The sequence below is a fragment of the Streptomyces sp. NPDC008139 genome (assembly GCF_042957025.1).
Classification (GTDB): domain Bacteria; phylum Actinomycetota; class Actinomycetes; order Streptomycetales; family Streptomycetaceae; genus Actinacidiphila.
This window is the reverse complement of sequence record NZ_JBIBHM010000017.1, coordinates 26,497-41,455: the sequence shown is the minus strand read 5'-3', so window position 1 is coordinate 41,455 and position 14,959 is coordinate 26,497. Positions and strand designations below refer to the sequence as shown.

The window sequence follows — 14,959 nt, the reverse complement described above, 5'->3', positions numbered from 1 at the left end:
CTCCAGTGCTCACCGGCGCCCCCTCGTGACATGTCCTCACGGCTTGCGCGTCACTCTACGGGGTCGACCGGACGTCGTGTTCCAGCAGGCCGTCCGGCATCCGTCCGCGTGGCACGGCGGCGGGCGTGCCCCGTACGCCCCTACCGCCCGGTAGCCCCTGTCTGGCAAGCTTCATGACATGTCAGATCGCGCTGCCGACCGCGCCCGGTACGACCGGGCCACCGCCCATCTCGACGCCCCCGTGGCGATCGTCGACCTGGAGGCTTTCGACGCCAACGCCGACGACCTGGTGCGCCGCGCGGGCGGCAAGCCGATCCGGGTGGCGTCCAAGTCGGTGCGGTGCAGGGCGCTGCTGGAGCGGGCGCTGGCCCGCGACGGCTTCGCGGGCATCATGTCGTTCACCCTGGCCGAGTCGCTGTGGCTGGCGCGCGCGGGCTTCACCGACATCCTGCTGGCGTATCCGTCGGCGGACCGGGACGGCTTCGCGGAGTTGGCCGCCGATCCCAAGCTGGCCGGCGCCGTCACGGTGATGGTGGACGACGTCTCACACCTCGACCTGATCGACGCGGCCCGCGGCGGCGGCGACGAGACCGTCCGGGTCTGTCTCGAAATGGACACCAGCCTGCGGAAGTTGGGCGGGCGGCTGCGGATCGGCGCGCTGCGCTCGCCGCTGCACGACCCGGAGCGGATGGCGGCGCTGGCCCGTACCGTCACCGCGCGGCCCGGCTTCCGGCTGGCCGGGATCATGGCGTACGAGGGGCATGTCGCGGGGGTCGGCGACGCGGTCGCGGGCCGTCCGTTCCGGTCGCGGGCCATACGGCTGATGCAGTCGGCGGCCCGCAAGGAGTTGGCGGCGCGGCGAGCGGAGGCGGTCCGCGCGGTGCGGGCGGTCGCGCCCGAGCTGGAATTCGTCAACGGCGGCGGCACCGGCAGCGTGCAGACCACCGCGGCCGAGGACGCGGTGACCGAGATCGCGGCGGGCTCCGGGCTCTATGTGCCGCGGCTGTTCGACAACTACACGTCCTTCCGGGGCCGTCCGGCCGCGCTCTTCGCGCAGCCGGTGGTGCGCAGGCCCGGTGTCGGCGTGGTGACCGTGCTCGGCGGCGGCTACCCGGCCTCCGGCGCGGCCGGGCCCGACCGGCTGCCGGTGCCGTATCTGCCGGAGGGGCTGCGCTACGACCCGCAGGAGGGTCCAGGCGAGGTGCAGACCCCGCTGCTGGGGTCGCCCGCGGACGACCTGCTGATCGGCGACAAAGTGTGGTTCCGGCACGCGAAGGCCGGTGAACTGTGCGAGCGCTTCGCCGAGTTGCACCTGGTCGAGGGCGACCGGGTGACGGCGACGGTGCCGACGTACCGCGGTGAGGGCAAGACGTTCCTGTAGCCGCCGAAGGCGACAGGGGGCGGCACCCGGGGTCCGGGCGCCGCCCCCTGTCGCGTACAGCCTCGCGCGGGCCGCGGGTCAGACGCCGGTGCCGCCCGTGCTGCCGGTGCCGCCGCTGCTGTCGGCCTTGATGCCCTGGGTGATCTGGTCCATGACGGCCAGGCTCGGGGCGTTGGAGCCGATGTCGAAGCCGAAGCGGACGACCGCGATGTTCTTCGGGTCGCGGGGCGAGGGGAAGGCGAGGGACTCCACGTACCCGCTGGTGCCGGACTTCGTGACGATCTTCCAGCGGACGAAGTACCCCTTCTGCCCGGCGACCGTGACCGACTGCGACGCGATCTGCTGGTGCGAGGTCGTGGCGCCGTAGATGTCGGTGCTGTACGCGTCGGCCGCGTTCTGCGCGATGTCCGCCTTGGCGGCGGCCTCCGCTCCGGTCGCGGTGAGCTTGAGCGCCTCGGCGGGCTGGGCGAAGACGCCGCCGCGCACGCAGTCCTTGGTGGCGTCGCCGGGGCACGGGTAGCCGCCGGTGACCACGCTGGCGCCGATGCCGTTGGCGCCCGAGGTGCCGGTCCAGCCGTTGAGCACGGGGAGCCTGATGCCGTCGTAGCCGTCCACGGCCTTGCCGTCGCTGCCGCCGTCGGGACCCTGCGAGCCGTCCGGGGAGTTGGGGTCGGGCGACCCGCCGCCCGGCGACCGCGGCGCCTGGGACTCGCCTCGGTGCGGCGCCGAGGCGCTGGGCGTCGGCGAGGCGTTCTTGTCGCTCTTGTCGTCCTTGCCCAGGACCAGGATTCCGGCGACCACGCCACCGATCAGGACGAGCGCGGCCACGATCGCGATGACCACCGCACCGGTACGGCGACCGCCGCCGGGGCCGCCGGCCACGACGTCGCCCGGATAGCCCGGCGTTCCGGGGTAGCCCGCGTAGGGCTGCTGGACCGCGTCCACCGGGACGGGCGCCGTCCTGGTGTACTCCGTCCACGTACTCCCGTCCCACCAGCGTTCCATGGCCGGGCCGTTGCCTGTGTGCCCGGGTTCTGGATACCAGCCGGGCGGGGTCGTCGTCGTCACGGCCGTCACCCTATGGCCCCTGCATGAGAATCCCGTAAGGGCGTCGGTCACAGCCCGGTTACACCCGTTCTGTCACCGCGATTTCCGGCCGCCCGTCCCCCGTGCCGCCGTACCGCCTCTACCCCTCTGCCCCTTTGGCGCTCTTACCGCTTGCCGCTCTTGCCGCGGGTCAGCGTCAGCAGGTCGCGCGCCGGGCCCGCCGGGCGGTGGCCCGCCGTCCACACCGCGCGCAGCGACCGGCCGAGGTCGAGACCGGCGACGGGGACACGGACGAGGCGGCGGGCGGCCAGCTCCTCCACGACGGCGAGTTCGCTGAGCACCGCGGGCCCCGCGCCGCTGACGGTGGCGGCCTTCACGGCGGTGGTCGAGGCGAGTTCGAGCAGCGGTACGGCCGGGCCGCCGTGTCCCGCCAGGCCCGCGTCGAGCACCTGCCGGGTGCCGGAGCCCTCCTCGCGCAGGACGAGCGGGGTCGCGGCGAGTTCGGCCGCGGTCAGCGCCTTGCGGCGGCGGGCCCAGGGGTGGGCGGGCGCGACCACGACCAGCAGCAGGTCGTGCGCGATCACGACGGCGTCCAGACCGGCGGGGACGTCCACGCCCTCGACGAAGCCGAGGTCGGCGGTGCCCGCGAGCATCTGCCGGGCGACGGCCGCGGAGTTGCCCGCGGCGAGCGAGACGGCCGTGTCCGGGTGGCTGCCGTGCAGGGCGATCAGCCAGCCGGGCAGCAGGTATTCGGCGACGGTCATGCTGGCCGCGACCCGGAGCCGGGAGTCGCGCCTGCCGCGCAGCGCCCGCGCGCCCGCGTCGAACGCCTCGGCGGCCTCCAGCACCTTGCGCGCCCACTCGCTGACCAGCGCCCCCTCGTCGGTGAGGCGCGAGCCGCCGGGCGAGCGGCGGACCAGCGCCACACCGAGCTGCCGCTCCAGGCCGCGCAGCCGCCCGCTGGCCGCGGGCTGGCTGATGCCCAGCTCCCGCGCGGCCCGCCCGAGGCTGCCGAGCCGTGCGACGGCCAGCAGCAGCTCCATGGCGGCGAGGTCGGGCACCCGGCGGGCGAGCGGAGTGCCTGGTGGGGGCGGTGCGGTGGACGGCTGAGCCATAAGCCCACGTTATGCCCTCATAGCCTCGCGGGCTCTACCGGGGCGGCCCGCGGGAGGGGAGGGTCGGAGCATGGCCACTGTTCACGCCGCGCAGCCGTTCGCCCAGGTCCGTACCCGTGTCCCCGCGGTACGGCACGTCGGTCCCAACTGGTACGCCACCGTCATGGGGACGGCGATCGTGGCGAACGCCGGGGTGGCGCTGCCGGGCGGGCAGCGCTGGCTGCAGGACGTGTGCACCGGGGTGTGGGCGCTGTCCGCGGTCCTGCTCGTCGCGGTCCTCGCGGCCCGCTGCGCGCACTGGGCCTGGCACACCGACCAGGCGCGGCGCCATCTGCGCGACCCGGCCGTGGCGCCGTTCTACGGCTGTCTGCCGATGGCGCTGCTGGCCGTCGGCGCGGGCACGCTGCTGCTCGGGCCGCCGGTGCTCGGGGAGCGTACGGCGGTCACGGTCGACGCGGCGCTGTGGGCGGTCGGGACGGCGTCGTCGCTGCTGGTCGCGGCGGCCGTGCCGTATCTGATGGTGGCCAGACACCGGATCGGCCTCGACGACGCCTCGCCCGTGTGGCTGCTGCCGGTGGTGGCGCCGATGGTCGCGGCGGCCACCGGGCCCGCGCTGATACCGCATCTGCCCGCCGACGCCGTACAGGCCAGGGAGGCGCTGCTGCTGGGCTGTTACGCGATGTTCGGGCTGAGCCTGCTGGCGACGCTGACGATGCTGCCGCTGGTGTGGTCGCGTCTGGTGCGCCGCGGGCCGCTGCCGCTCGCCCTGACCCCGACGCTCTTCCTGGTGCTCGGTCCGCTCGGGCAGTCCACGACGGCGGTCGGCCAGGGCGCCGACGTGGCCTCCGGCGCCGTCCCCGCCCCGTACGCGACGGCGCTGCGCGGCTTCGCGGTGCTGTACGGCGTCCCGGTGATGGGCTTCGCGCTGCTGTGGCTCGCGGTGGCGGCGGCCCTGGTGGTACGGGCGGCCCGGCGCGGGATGCCGTTCGCGATGACCTGGTGGGCCTTCACCTTCCCGGTCGGCACCTGCGTGACCGGCGCCGCGAGCCTGGCCCGGCACACGGGTCTGCACGCGCTGGGCTGGCTGGCCGTCGGGCTGTACGCGGCGCTGGTCGTGGCCTGGCTGGCGGCGGGCGCGGGCACGCTGCGGGGGACGGTGAGCGGCCGGCTGCTGGCGGCGCCCACGGGGTGACCGGCTTGGCCGGCCTCAGTACGTGCGCGCCGCCCTCAGCGCGGCCCCCACGACCGCGGGCGCTTCGGTCAACGAGGGCCCGTACCAGGTGAGATGGCGACCGCTGACCAGGGCGGCGGGCAGGCCGGGGAAGGACTCGGGGCCGTCGTCGGCGGTGAAGCGGTACGGCTCGTCGGGGAGGACGACGAGGTCGGCGCCCACGGTCCGCAGCTCCTCGACCGGGACCGCCGGGTAGCGCTCGGCGTGTCCGGCGTAGGCGTTGCGCACGCCGAGCCGGGCCAGCAGGTCACCGGCGAAGGTGTCGCGGCCGAGCACCATCCACGGCCGCCGCCAGATCGGTACGACCGCCGTCGCCGTGACCGCGGGCGCCGCCGGAATCCCCCGCCAGGCCGCCTCCGCCTCGTCCAGCCACCGCGGGCGCGGCACCCCGCAGCCGTCGACCAGCATCCGGTGCAGCTCGCCGAACGCCTGGGGCAGCGTCCGTACGTCGGTGACCAGGACGCGCACTCCCGCGGCCCGCAGCGCGGCCAGGTCGGGGGCGCGGTTCTCCTCCTCGTTGGCGATCACCAGGTCGGGGGCGAGGGCGACGACGGCGGGCACGTCGGGGTTCTTGGTGCCGCCGATCCGCACCACGTCGAGGTCCGCCGGATGGGTGCACCAGTCGGTGGCGCCGACCAGCAGTTCCGGCGCGGTGGCGGCGACCGCCTCGGTCAGCGACGGCACCAGCGAGACCACCCGGCGTACGGCGTAACGGCCCTGATTCACCCGCCCACCGTACGACGGACTGTCCGACCCCCGTGCGATGCTGACGCCGTGACTGACGACACGCCCGGCGGCAAACTGCTCCTGCTCGACACCGCGAGCCTGTACTTCCGCGCCTACTTCGGGGTGCCCGAATCGGTGAAGGCGCCGGACGGCACACCGGTGAACGCGGTGCGCGGCCTGCTGGACTTCATCGCCAGGCTGGTCGCCGACCACTCCCCCACCGCGCTGGTCGCCTGCATGGACGCGGACTGGCGCCCGCAGTGGCGGGTGGACCTGATCCCGTCGTACAAAGCGCACCGCGTGGTCGAGGACACCGAGGGTGTCGAGGAGGTGCCCGACACGCTGTCCCCTCAGGTGCCGGTGATCGAGGCGGTGCTCGACGCGATCGGCATCACCCGGGTCGGCGTCACCGGTTACGAGGCGGACGACGTCATCGGCACCCTCGCCACCGCCTCCCGTACGCCGGTCGCGATCGTCACCGGGGACCGCGACCTGTTCCAGCTCGTGGACGACGCACGGGGCGTGCGCGTGCTCTACCCCCGCAAGGGCGTCGGCGACTGCGACGTCATCGACGAGGCGGCCATCCAGGACCGGTACGGGGTGCGCGCCGGGCAGTACGCGGACTTCGCGGCGCTGCGCGGCGACCCGAGCGACGGGCTGCCCGGCGTGAAGGGCATCGGCGAGAAGACTGCGGCCCAACTCGTCACCGAGTACGGGGACCTGGCCGGTGTGCGGGCCGCCGCGACCGACCCGATGTCCAAGCTGACTCCGGCCAGGCGGCGCAACATCGTGGAGGCCGCCGCCTATCTCGACGTGGCACCCAAGGTCGTGGCCGTCGCCGCCGATGTACCGCTACCGGGCTTCGATCCGACGCTGCCGGGCGAGGCCGCCGACCCCGAGGTGCTGGAGTCGCTCGCGGAGCGCTGGGGGCTCGGCGGCTCGCTGACCCGGCTGCTGGACACGCTCGCCGCCAAGGGCGCGCGCTGATCCTCATTACGTGCGGTTATTACGCGCGGGTCTTTACGCGCGGCCTTTACGCGCGGCCCTTACGTGCTGGGGGCCTTTACGTGCGGCCGTACGGCAGCGGCGTCAGCCGTGCAGATGGACCGGGATCCGCTGCCAGCCATAGGCGATGAAGGAGGGCACCTGCTTCAACTCGTCCTGCGGGACGGCGAGTCGGAGGTCGGGGAAGCGCTCGAAGAGGGCCGGGAGGGCGGTGCGCGCCTCCATCCGGGCCAGCGGGGCGCCGATGCAGCGGTGCACACCGATGCCGAAGGCGAGATGGTCGTCGGCGGCCCGCGTCGCGTCGAACTCGGCGGCCGTGGGCCCGTAGTGCGCCGGGTCGTGGCCGGCGGCGGCGTAGGTGGTGACGATGGCGTCGCCCGCCGGGATGGTGACCCCGTCCACCGTGATGTCGCTGACCGCGAAGCGCAGCGGCAGCGCCGCGATCGACGGGTGGACGCGCAGCACCTCGTCGATGACCGCGTCCCAGCCGATCTCCCCCGCCCGTACGGCGGCGAGTTGGCCGGGGTGTGTGAGCAGCGCGACCACCGCGTTGCCGATGAGGTTGACCGTGGTCTCGAACCCGGCGCCGATCACCAGCAGCAGGGTGTAGAGCAACTCCTCGTCGCTGAGCCGGTCGCCGTCCTCGGCGCGCATCCGGATCAGCTCCGTGGTCATGTCGTCGCCGGGGTGCTCGGTCCTGTGGCCGATCAGCGCGGGAAGCACGACACCGATCTGCTCCTGGACGAACCGCCCGTGCTCCGGGGTCGGGTCGGAGGTGTCCATGATGGCGGCGATCAGCGTGCCCGTCGCCTCCGTCAAGTGGTCCGGCACACCGAAGAGTTCGCAGATGATCCGCATCGGCAGCGGATGCGCGTACGCGGCGCGCAGGTCGACCGGCCGGCCGTCGGCCGCCGCCAACTCCGGTGCGGTCAGCAGCTCCTGAGTGATCGTCTCGACGCGGACCCGCATCGCCTCGGTGCGCCGGGCGGTGAAGCTGGGTGCGACGAGCTTGCGCAGCCGGGCGTGGTCGGAGCCGTACGTGGAGAGCATGTTGACCACGCCGACCCAGCCGAGGACCCAGCCCCAGGCGGGGTGGTCGCCGACCTCGGACCACAGCGCCCAGTGCTGCCGCGGGTCGCGGCTGACCCGCGGGTCGAGGATGAGCGACTTGAGCGTGTCGTAGCCGGTGGGCGCCCAGGCCGGGATGCCGCCCGGCAGTTCGACCGGCACCACCGGGCCGAGAGCCCGTAACTCGGCGCTCTCCAGGGGGATGTCGGTGCCGAACGGGTCGATGGCCACACGGGCGGCGTGCGCGGTCATGCGCGGTCTCCGGTCTGGTCGGGGGTGCGCGGGGTGAAGCGGACGGGCAGCGCCGTCAGCGAGCGGTGGAACGGGCCCGGCCGCCAGGTGAGGCGGTCGCGGTCGGTGCTCGGTTCCAGGTCGGGCAGCCACTGGGTGAGGCGTTCGATGGCCTCGGTGGCGATGAGCAGGGTGTGCTGCTTGACCGGGCAGGCGTGCTCGCCCGCCGACCAGGACAGGTGGGAGGCGTCGCCCGGGTGGTGGGCGCCCCCCGACTCCTGCTCGGCGAAGTGTCCCAGCGCGCCGTAGGAGATGACGACGGGCACGGCCGCCCGCACCCACACGCCGTGGAAGCTCAGCGGCTCGCGCGCGAAGTGGATGCCGTAGTTGGACAGCGGCGTCTCGTACCGCAGCACCTCGACGACGGCGTCCATGACCGGGCGGGAGCCGCTGGTCAGCGTGGTGTAGAAGTCGGGGTTGCCGAGGATGCGCGACAGCGCGTTGGAGACCAGGTTCGCGGTCGGCTCGTGGCCCGCGCCGAGGGTGAGGAAGACCTGCCAGGTGACCTCTTCGGCGGTCAGGTCCTCCGGGTGGTCCAGCAGCCAGCTCGTCAGGTCGGGGCCGCGGGTCTCGCTCTTGGCGGCGATCAGTCCGAGCACATATGCCCCGAACTCGGCCTCGCCCTCGGCCGCTTGGACGCCGCCCTCCATCATCTTGCCGAGCGCGACCTCCAGTCGGCCGCTCTCGCTGTCCGGCAGCCCGAAGAGGTTGTTGAAGATCAGCGACATCAGCGGGCGGGCGAAGTCCGCGACCAGGTCGGCGTGGCCGACCGGTCCGAAGCGGCCGATCAGGATGTCCACCGCGCGGTGCACCCGCTCGCGCAGATCGGCGGGTTCCACCAGGTCGACCGCGTCGGCGAAGGCGCGGCGGTAGCGGACGTGCGCGTCGCCGTCGGAGAACAGGGTGTTGGGCCGCCAGCGCATCATGCCGAGGATCGGCGCGTCCTCGGCGACCGTGGACTCCCACGGGCGCGGGTCGTGCGACCAGGTCTCCGCGTCACGCAGCAGGTCGAGCGCGGCGCGCCGGTCGGTGACGACGTACGCCGGTACGCCCGGCGCGAGTTCGGCCCAGCCGAGCGGGCCCTGCGCCTTGAGCGCCGCGTAGTAGCGGTGCGGGTCGGCGGCGAAGCCGTCCTCCCAGAGCCGGACCGGCGCCGACCGGGCGAAGGTGTCGGCGGGGGTGGCGGGCGCGGAGGAAGACGATGGGGAGGAAGACGGCGCGGCGGGCGCGGGAGAGGGCGCTGCGGGAGGGGTATTCATCAGAGGGCTCCGGGCGTTGGGTCGGCGTCCTTGCGGTCGATCAGGTGCTGCACCAGCGCGAGCAGCGCGTCGACGGAGGAGTTGGTGTCGCGCGCGTCGCACGCCACCATCGGCGTGCCGGGCTCCAGATCGAGCGCCTGCCGCAACTGCGCCTCGCTGTACATCCGCGTGTCGGGGAAGGTGTTGAGCGCGACGGCGTACGGCAGGCCGGTCTCCTCCACCAGGCCGAGTACGTCGAAGGAGTCGTTGATCCTGCGGGTGTCGACCAGCACCAGCGCGCCCAGCGCCCCGTACGCGATGTCGGCCCACAGCGAGCGGAACCGTTCCTGCCCTGGGGTCCCGAACAGGTACAGGACGACGCCGCCCGCCATGCTGATCCGGCCGAAGTCGATGGCGACGGTGGTGGTGGTCTTGTCACGGACGCCGTCGAGGTCGTCGACGGCGGCGGACGCCTCGCTGAGGTGTTCCTCGGTGTGCAGCGGGCGGATCTCGGAGACCGAGTCGATCAGCGTGGTCTTGCCCACCCCGAACGGACCCGCCACCAGGATCTTCACCAACTCGCGGGCGCTGTCCGGCAGATGCACATCGCCTCGGTGGGGGTCAGTGCTTGAGGGCGCGGAGGCCATCGGCCACTCTCTTCAGCAGGTCGGGTTCCGGTAGGTCGGCTACGGGTACGGGCGGACGGACGCTGACCAGCCCCCGGTCGGTCAGCTCTGCCGCGAGTACCCGGACGGCGGAGACGGGCAGCCCCAGCAGGGCCGCCGTCTCCACCACGGTGAGGGATCCGCCGTCCAGCAGTTCCAGCAACGCGTGCTGGGCGGCGGGGAGTTCGGCGGGAATCGTGCCGTCGGCGTCGGTGCTGGTCAGCACCGACAGCCGCTCCAGGCTGTCCCGGCTCGGCCGCGCCACCCCGCCGGTGGAGAGATAGGCGGGGACCAGCGGGCGGCCGGTCCGGCGGCCGGTCATTCCGCGGTGCCGCCATCGCCCGCGCGGGGCGCGGCGGTCATGGCCTTCTCGCCGAGCCTGGCCACCTGCGAGTGGACCCGGTGGGCGAGCAGGTCGAGACGGACCTCGGGACCGCCGAACGCGGCCACGCACGTGCCGTGTTCGGTGGGCGCGACCAGGATGTAGCCGTGGTCGGACTCGATCACCACCTGCCGGATCCGCGCGTCGGTCCGGTCCGCGAAGGCGGCGGCGGCCGTACGGCAGGCGCCCTGGACGGTGCTGGTGATCGCTGCGGTGCGCTCGGCGGTGGCCTGGGACAGCGCCTCCGAGTACCCGGAGACGAGACCGTCCCTGGTGAGCAGGACGGCGGCGGTGACATGCGGGATCTCCAGGATCGGATCCAGCACCCACGCGGTGTCGCCGGTGTCGCGGCTGGTCATCGCGGGTCGTTCCCTTCGGTGTCGACGGCGTTTCTGGCCGCAGCGGTTCCGGCTTGGAGGGCGCCGAGGGCCGCGGCGGCCTCCTCCGGTGTGCGGGCGGGTGCCGCGGGCGCGGCGGTCCCGTTCTCCGCCGCCCTCCCGCGGGCGGCGCGGGCCTTGCGTCGCCGTTGCGGCAGCACCTCCGCGGCGGTGTCGTCGGCCCCCGCACCGTTGTCGGCCCCGGGTCCGGTTTCGCGTCCGGGTCCCGTTTCCATTCCGGCGTCTGGTTCGGGTCCGGCGTCTGGTTCGGCCGCCCACTGGCGCCCGGCCGCCGTCTCGCGTACGGCTACGGATACGGCTCCGGGCTCGGTGTCCGCCGGGGACCCGGCGCGGGCGTGGGCCGTGTCGGGCGCGCCGTCGTCCGCGACGGCCGGGCGGGTGGAGCGCGGCGTGCTGGCGGCGGGCGGCTGCTCGACCGGGTCGATATGGCTGAGCAGGTGCTTCCTGACCAGCAGGACGGCCCGGACGCCGCCGTAGGGCGAGGGCGAGGAGAGGTCGACGGACAGGTCGAAGCGCCGGGTGAGCTGGCCGATCGCGGCCAGGCCCATGCGCGGCGGGTCGCCGAGGTCGGAGAGCAGGATCGGGTCGGTGCCCGCGACCATCTTCTGCGCGTACGCCCGCTCGTCGGCGGCCATGCCGACGCCGGAGTCGTCCACGGTGACGGAGACACCGTGGTGGACGGCTTCGAGGTTGACCACCACGGCGGTGTCGGGCGCGGAGTGCCGCAGCGCGTTGTCCAAAAGCTCGGCCACGATGATGGCGACGGGCTCGACGGCGTGCGAGACCAGCGCCGTACCGGGTTCGAGGTGGTTGTTGACCCGGACGCGGTGGTAGCCGACGAGCCGGGACTGGCCGCCGGTCACCGCCTCGACCAGGTGCGACTCCTCGCGGGCCAGGCCCACCCAGGCCCCGCACACCACGGCCGTCACCTGGGCGCGGCGCAGCGACTGCTCGTTCTCGTGGTCGAGGGCGAACAGCGTCTGGGCCAACTCGGGCTCGTCGTAGCGCTGTTGGAGTCCGCGCAAGACGTCCTGGAGGCGGTAGAGCCCGGCCTGGATGTCGCGGGTGGCACCGCGCATGCCCGCGCGGGCGGCGGCGTCGACCCGCTTGCGCTCCTGGGCGGTCGCGGCGAGGACGGCGGTGAGGACGTCCCCCAGGGCGGATTCGATGTCGGCGGGCGGGGGTTCGGGGTCCGGGCGTTCAGCGGCCGGGGGTTCGGGGTGCGGGGGTCCGGCGTGCGGCGGTCGGCCGTCCGGGGATTCGCCGTCCGCCGTGGCCCGGCCGCCGAGGGTTCCGGGGTACAGCGGTCCCGGCACCCGGACGTGCGGGTGGGCGGCGCGAGTGGCCTCGGCGGGGATGCGCGCGGCGGCCAGGTGGGCGATCTCGGCGGCGACGGCCGTGGTGACCCGCTCGGTCTCCTGCCGCGCCTCGTCGAGCCGGGACCGCAGTCCGGCGATCTCCGCGCGCTGCCGAGTCCTGTGCCGTAAGGAGCGCAGCAGGCCGCCGCCGAGCACTAAGGCGGACACGGTCCCGGCGGCCAGGCCGGCGACGGCCAGGTCCGGTATCTCGATCATCGAATCGGCCTCGGAGGATCAGGGAACGGCGGGACGGCGGGCCGCCCGGGGGCGGGCCGTGCCCAGTACACACTGGAACCGATCGGTCGCGCGCTGTTTTGCGCGAAGATCCTTTTCGATATGGCCCGAGGGCGACCGGTTCTGCCCGAAGTGTCGACACGACGGACATTCATGCACCGGGGCACCCCTGTCCCACCTGCGGCGTGGCCGAAACACCCCGCTATACATGCCGTACATAGCGGGTGTGTAGGGTGAGTTTCCGTCCGCTCAGCAGACACAGAGCGGACAAACAGACTTCGCACGGATTTCGCCCGGCGAGCCCGCGCGGCGGGCCGGGCGAAGCCCCGTGCCGAGCAGCCGTACGCAGCCGCGCGGTGCCGTTCCGAGCCACCGCGCGGCGCGCCCACGCACAGACCCGGAGGACCCGCCATGCCAGGAACGCCCTCAGCCATACGCCGCCGGTGCGCCGGAGCCGCGGTGGCGGCGGTGGCGCTGGCGACGGCGCTGAGCGGGTGCACCACCTACGACACGCAGTCCCCGCGCAGCGCGCGGAACGCGGCGGCGAAGAAGGCCGGGGCCGACGCGGCGCTGCCCGCCGGAGCCGTCGACTGCCGCAAGGCCAAGTGCATCGCGCTGACCTTCGACGCCGGTCCCAGCGAGCACACCCCCGCGCTGCTGAAGGTCCTCGACGAGAAGAAGGTGCGGGTCACCTTCTTCCTGCTGGGCCACAACCACGTGGACAAGTACCCGGACCTGGTCGCGCAGATGGGGCGGAACGGGAATGTGCTGGGCAACCACACCTGGACCCATCGCAGGCTGACCGACCTCAAACCGGCCGAGATCCGCACCGAGTTGGACCGGCTCAATACGGCGGTCGAGAAGCTGACCGGCAAGCGGCCGACGCTGATGCGCCCGCCGCAGGGCCGTACCAACAAGGAAGTCGCCAAGATCTCCAAGGAGTTGGGCCTGGCGCTGGTGCTGTGGAACGACACGGCGAGCGACTACGCGACCACCGACTCCACGCTGATCCACAAGCGCATCCTCAAGGACGCGCACCGGGACGGGATCATCCTGCTGCACGACCTCTACAAGGGGACGGTGCCCGCGGTGCCGGGGATCATCGACTCGCTGCGCGCCGAGGGCTACACCTTGGTGACCGTGCCGGAGCTGATGGCCCCCGCGAAGCCGGAGCCGGGGAAGATCTACAAGCCCTGAGGCCCCGCCCGCGCACCCGGCCCGTGCACCCCGCCCGCGCACCCGGCCCCTGCACCCGGCCCGTGCACCGTACCCGTGCATCGGGCCCCGCTTTCGGCCGCCGCCCCGCTCGGGTCGCCGTCCCGGTGGCCCCGAGTAAACTGATCTTGGGACGACTCCTCAGAGAACCTGAGATCTGCGAGGTGAGACGCCGATGACCGTCGGATCACTACGCCCCAGTCCGCTCGTCGAGCAGGCCGCGCAGCGCCTGCGGGAGCAGATCGCCGAGGGTCGCTGGCCGGTGGGCGCCAGGCTGCCGGGCGAGACGGCGCTCGCCGCGTCGCTCGGTGTCGGCCGGTCCACGGTCCGCGAGGCGGTACGCGCCCTGGCCGGTGCCGGGCAGCTGCGGACCCGGCAGGGCGCCGGGGTGTTCGTCATCGCCACCGAACCGGTCGAGGAGTGGTCGGCCAAGCTCGGCAGGGCGGCGGCGACGGACGTCCACGAGGTGCGCGCACTGCTGGAGACGCGGGCCGTACGGCTGGCGGCGCGGCGCCGTACCGACGAGGACGCGACGGCGCTCGACGCAGCGCTGACCTCGGCGCTCACGGCCACCGCACGCGCCGCCCGGCCGGAGGCCGCCGCCGATCCGGCGGCCCGCGTGGACGCCGACCTCGCGCTGCACGCGGCGCTGGTGGCCGCGGCCGGAAATCCCGTACTCACCGATCTGTTCGCCGAGTTCGCGCCCGCGCTGCGCGAGGCCCTGTTGGCCCTGGGGACCGCGGGTCCTGGCGGTCACGAGGCGCTGGTCGCGGCGGTGCTCGACGGCGACGCGGACGCGGCCGAGCGCCTGGTCTCGGCCGAACTCGACGGCATCGCCCGCCTGTTGCGCGAGGCGCGGGCGAGGCGTGCGGCGTGAACGCGCTCATCCCCCGGCCGCGCTCGCGGCCCGCGCCCGGCGCCGTCCACGTGCCCGGCTGGCTCTCCCCCGAGGAACAGGCCGAGTTGGTGGCGGCGTGCCGCGCGTGGGCGCGCGGCCCGGTGCCGATGCGGCGCACCCGGCTGCCGCGCGGTGGCGTCATGTCGGGGCACACGATGTGTCTGGGCTGGCACTGGAGCCCGTACGCGTACTCGCGGATCGCGCACGACGTGAACGGCGCCCGGGTCGCCGCCTTCCCCGAGCGGCTGGGCGAGTTGGGCCGCCGCGCGGTGGCGGACGCGTACGAGGACGGGGCCGCGGGGGCGGCGTACGCGCCGGACACGGTGCTGGTGAACTTCTACGGCGAGGGCGCCACGATGGGCATGCATCAGGACAAGGACGAGAAGTCCGGTGCCCCGGTGGTGTCGTTGAGCATCGGCGACACCTGCGTCTTCCGCTTCGGCAACACCGAGACGCGCGGAAAGCCGTACACCGACGTGGAGTTGGCCTCCGGTGACCTCTTCGTCTTCGGCGGGCCGTCCCGCTACGCCTTCCACGGGGTACCCAAAGTCCTGCCGGGCACCGGCGATCCGGCCGTCGGGCTGAGCGGCGGACGCCTCAATCTGACGCTGCGCGTCACCGGCCTCACCGACTGAGGCCCCTCGCACGGCGGCGCCCCCGCCGCCGGTGGGAACCGGCGACGGGGGCGCGCTGCTGCGAAGGAGTCC

15 protein-coding genes are annotated in these 14,959 nt (G+C 73.9%); 6 read left to right on the top strand and 9 right to left on the bottom strand.

The annotated features are described in order from the left end of the window. The first annotated feature begins 178 nt into the window (after positions 1-178). Complete coding sequence (locus ACFZBB_RS30325; protein ID WP_391129021.1) at positions 179-1,381, top strand: alanine racemase; 1,203 nt, start codon at positions 179-181, stop codon at positions 1,379-1,381. Positions 1,382-1,459: 78 nt separating this feature from the next. On the opposite strand, the gene ACFZBB_RS30320 is transcribed toward ACFZBB_RS30325, so the two are convergent. Together ACFZBB_RS30320 and ACFZBB_RS30315 are read right to left on the bottom strand one after the other, a co-directional pair. Next, positions 1,460-2,449, bottom strand: a complete 990-nt coding sequence (locus ACFZBB_RS30320; RefSeq protein ID WP_391129018.1) for a DUF2510 domain-containing protein — start codon at positions 2,447-2,449, stop codon at positions 1,460-1,462. 143 nt (positions 2,450-2,592) lie between these two features. After that, positions 2,593-3,543: a LysR substrate-binding domain-containing protein gene (locus ACFZBB_RS30315; protein ID WP_391129015.1), complete on the bottom strand. Its 951-nt coding sequence runs from the start codon at positions 3,541-3,543 to the stop codon at positions 2,593-2,595. Positions 3,544-3,613: 70 nt separating this feature from the next. On the opposite strand from ACFZBB_RS30315, the gene ACFZBB_RS30310 reads away from it, so the two are divergent. Beyond that, positions 3,614-4,735, top strand: coding sequence for a TDT family transporter (locus ACFZBB_RS30310; RefSeq protein WP_391129012.1), 1,122 nt, complete (start codon positions 3,614-3,616; stop codon positions 4,733-4,735). A 15-nt stretch (positions 4,736-4,750) separates the two neighbouring features. Here the strand turns inward: ACFZBB_RS30310 and ACFZBB_RS30305 are convergent, their stop codons facing one another. Next, positions 4,751-5,500 carry a helical backbone metal receptor gene (locus ACFZBB_RS30305; protein ID WP_391129010.1) on the bottom strand — a complete coding sequence of 250 codons (750 nt, stop codon included), beginning with the start codon at positions 5,498-5,500 and terminating at the stop codon, positions 4,751-4,753. 48 nt (positions 5,501-5,548) lie between these two features. On the opposite strand from ACFZBB_RS30305, the gene ACFZBB_RS30300 reads away from it, so the two are divergent. After that, the gene (locus ACFZBB_RS30300; protein WP_391129007.1) at positions 5,549-6,487 is read left to right on the top strand and encodes a 5'-3' exonuclease H3TH domain-containing protein; all 939 of its coding nucleotides are present in this window, start codon (positions 5,549-5,551) and stop codon (positions 6,485-6,487) included. Positions 6,488-6,589: 102 nt separating this feature from the next. Here the strand turns inward: ACFZBB_RS30300 and ACFZBB_RS30295 are convergent, their stop codons facing one another. The 6 genes from ACFZBB_RS30295 to ACFZBB_RS30270 are packed head-to-tail and all read right to left on the bottom strand — an operon-like array spanning position 6,590 to position 12,121. After that, on the bottom strand, positions 6,590-7,825 hold the full coding sequence (locus tag ACFZBB_RS30295) for a cytochrome P450 (RefSeq protein WP_391129004.1): 1,236 nt from the start codon (positions 7,823-7,825) through the stop codon (positions 6,590-6,592). Then, a complete protein-coding gene (locus ACFZBB_RS30290; protein ID WP_391129001.1) occupies positions 7,822-9,123 on the bottom strand; it encodes a cytochrome P450 in 1,302 nt (433 codons plus the stop codon). The genes ACFZBB_RS30295 and ACFZBB_RS30290 overlap by 4 nt, the downstream gene beginning before the upstream one ends. Continuing rightward, on the bottom strand, positions 9,123-9,749 hold the full coding sequence (locus ACFZBB_RS30285) for an ATP/GTP-binding protein (RefSeq protein WP_391128998.1): 627 nt from the start codon (positions 9,747-9,749) through the stop codon (positions 9,123-9,125). Before ACFZBB_RS30285 ends, ACFZBB_RS30290 begins: the two co-directional genes overlap by 1 nt. Next, on the bottom strand, positions 9,724-10,089 hold the full coding sequence (locus ACFZBB_RS30280) for a DUF742 domain-containing protein (protein WP_391128995.1): 366 nt from the start codon (positions 10,087-10,089) through the stop codon (positions 9,724-9,726). The genes ACFZBB_RS30285 and ACFZBB_RS30280 overlap by 26 nt, the downstream gene beginning before the upstream one ends. After that, on the bottom strand, positions 10,086-10,508 hold the full coding sequence (locus ACFZBB_RS30275) for a roadblock/LC7 domain-containing protein (RefSeq protein ID WP_355332904.1): 423 nt from the start codon (positions 10,506-10,508) through the stop codon (positions 10,086-10,088). Before ACFZBB_RS30275 ends, ACFZBB_RS30280 begins: the two co-directional genes overlap by 4 nt. Then, the gene (locus ACFZBB_RS30270) at positions 10,505-12,121 is read right to left on the bottom strand and encodes an ATP-binding protein (RefSeq protein ID WP_391128992.1); all 1,617 of its coding nucleotides are present in this window, start codon (positions 12,119-12,121) and stop codon (positions 10,505-10,507) included. The genes ACFZBB_RS30275 and ACFZBB_RS30270 overlap by 4 nt, the downstream gene beginning before the upstream one ends. Before the next feature lie 429 nt (positions 12,122-12,550). Here ACFZBB_RS30270 and ACFZBB_RS30265 point away from each other — a divergent pair, with 429 nt between their 5' ends. The 3 genes from ACFZBB_RS30265 (at position 12,551) to ACFZBB_RS30255 (ending at position 14,887) form a co-directional block, all read left to right on the top strand. Then, entirely contained in the window at positions 12,551-13,336 is a 786-nt protein-coding gene (locus ACFZBB_RS30265; RefSeq protein WP_391128989.1) for a polysaccharide deacetylase family protein, read from the top strand. A gap of 193 nt (positions 13,337-13,529) precedes the next feature. Next, positions 13,530-14,231 carry a GntR family transcriptional regulator gene (locus ACFZBB_RS30260; RefSeq protein ID WP_391128986.1) on the top strand — a complete coding sequence of 234 codons (702 nt, stop codon included), beginning with the start codon at positions 13,530-13,532 and terminating at the stop codon, positions 14,229-14,231. Next, positions 14,228-14,887 carry an alpha-ketoglutarate-dependent dioxygenase AlkB gene (locus tag ACFZBB_RS30255; RefSeq protein WP_391128983.1) on the top strand — a complete coding sequence of 220 codons (660 nt, stop codon included), beginning with the start codon at positions 14,228-14,230 and terminating at the stop codon, positions 14,885-14,887. The genes ACFZBB_RS30260 and ACFZBB_RS30255 overlap by 4 nt, the downstream gene beginning before the upstream one ends. Positions 14,888-14,959 lie beyond the last annotated feature (72 nt).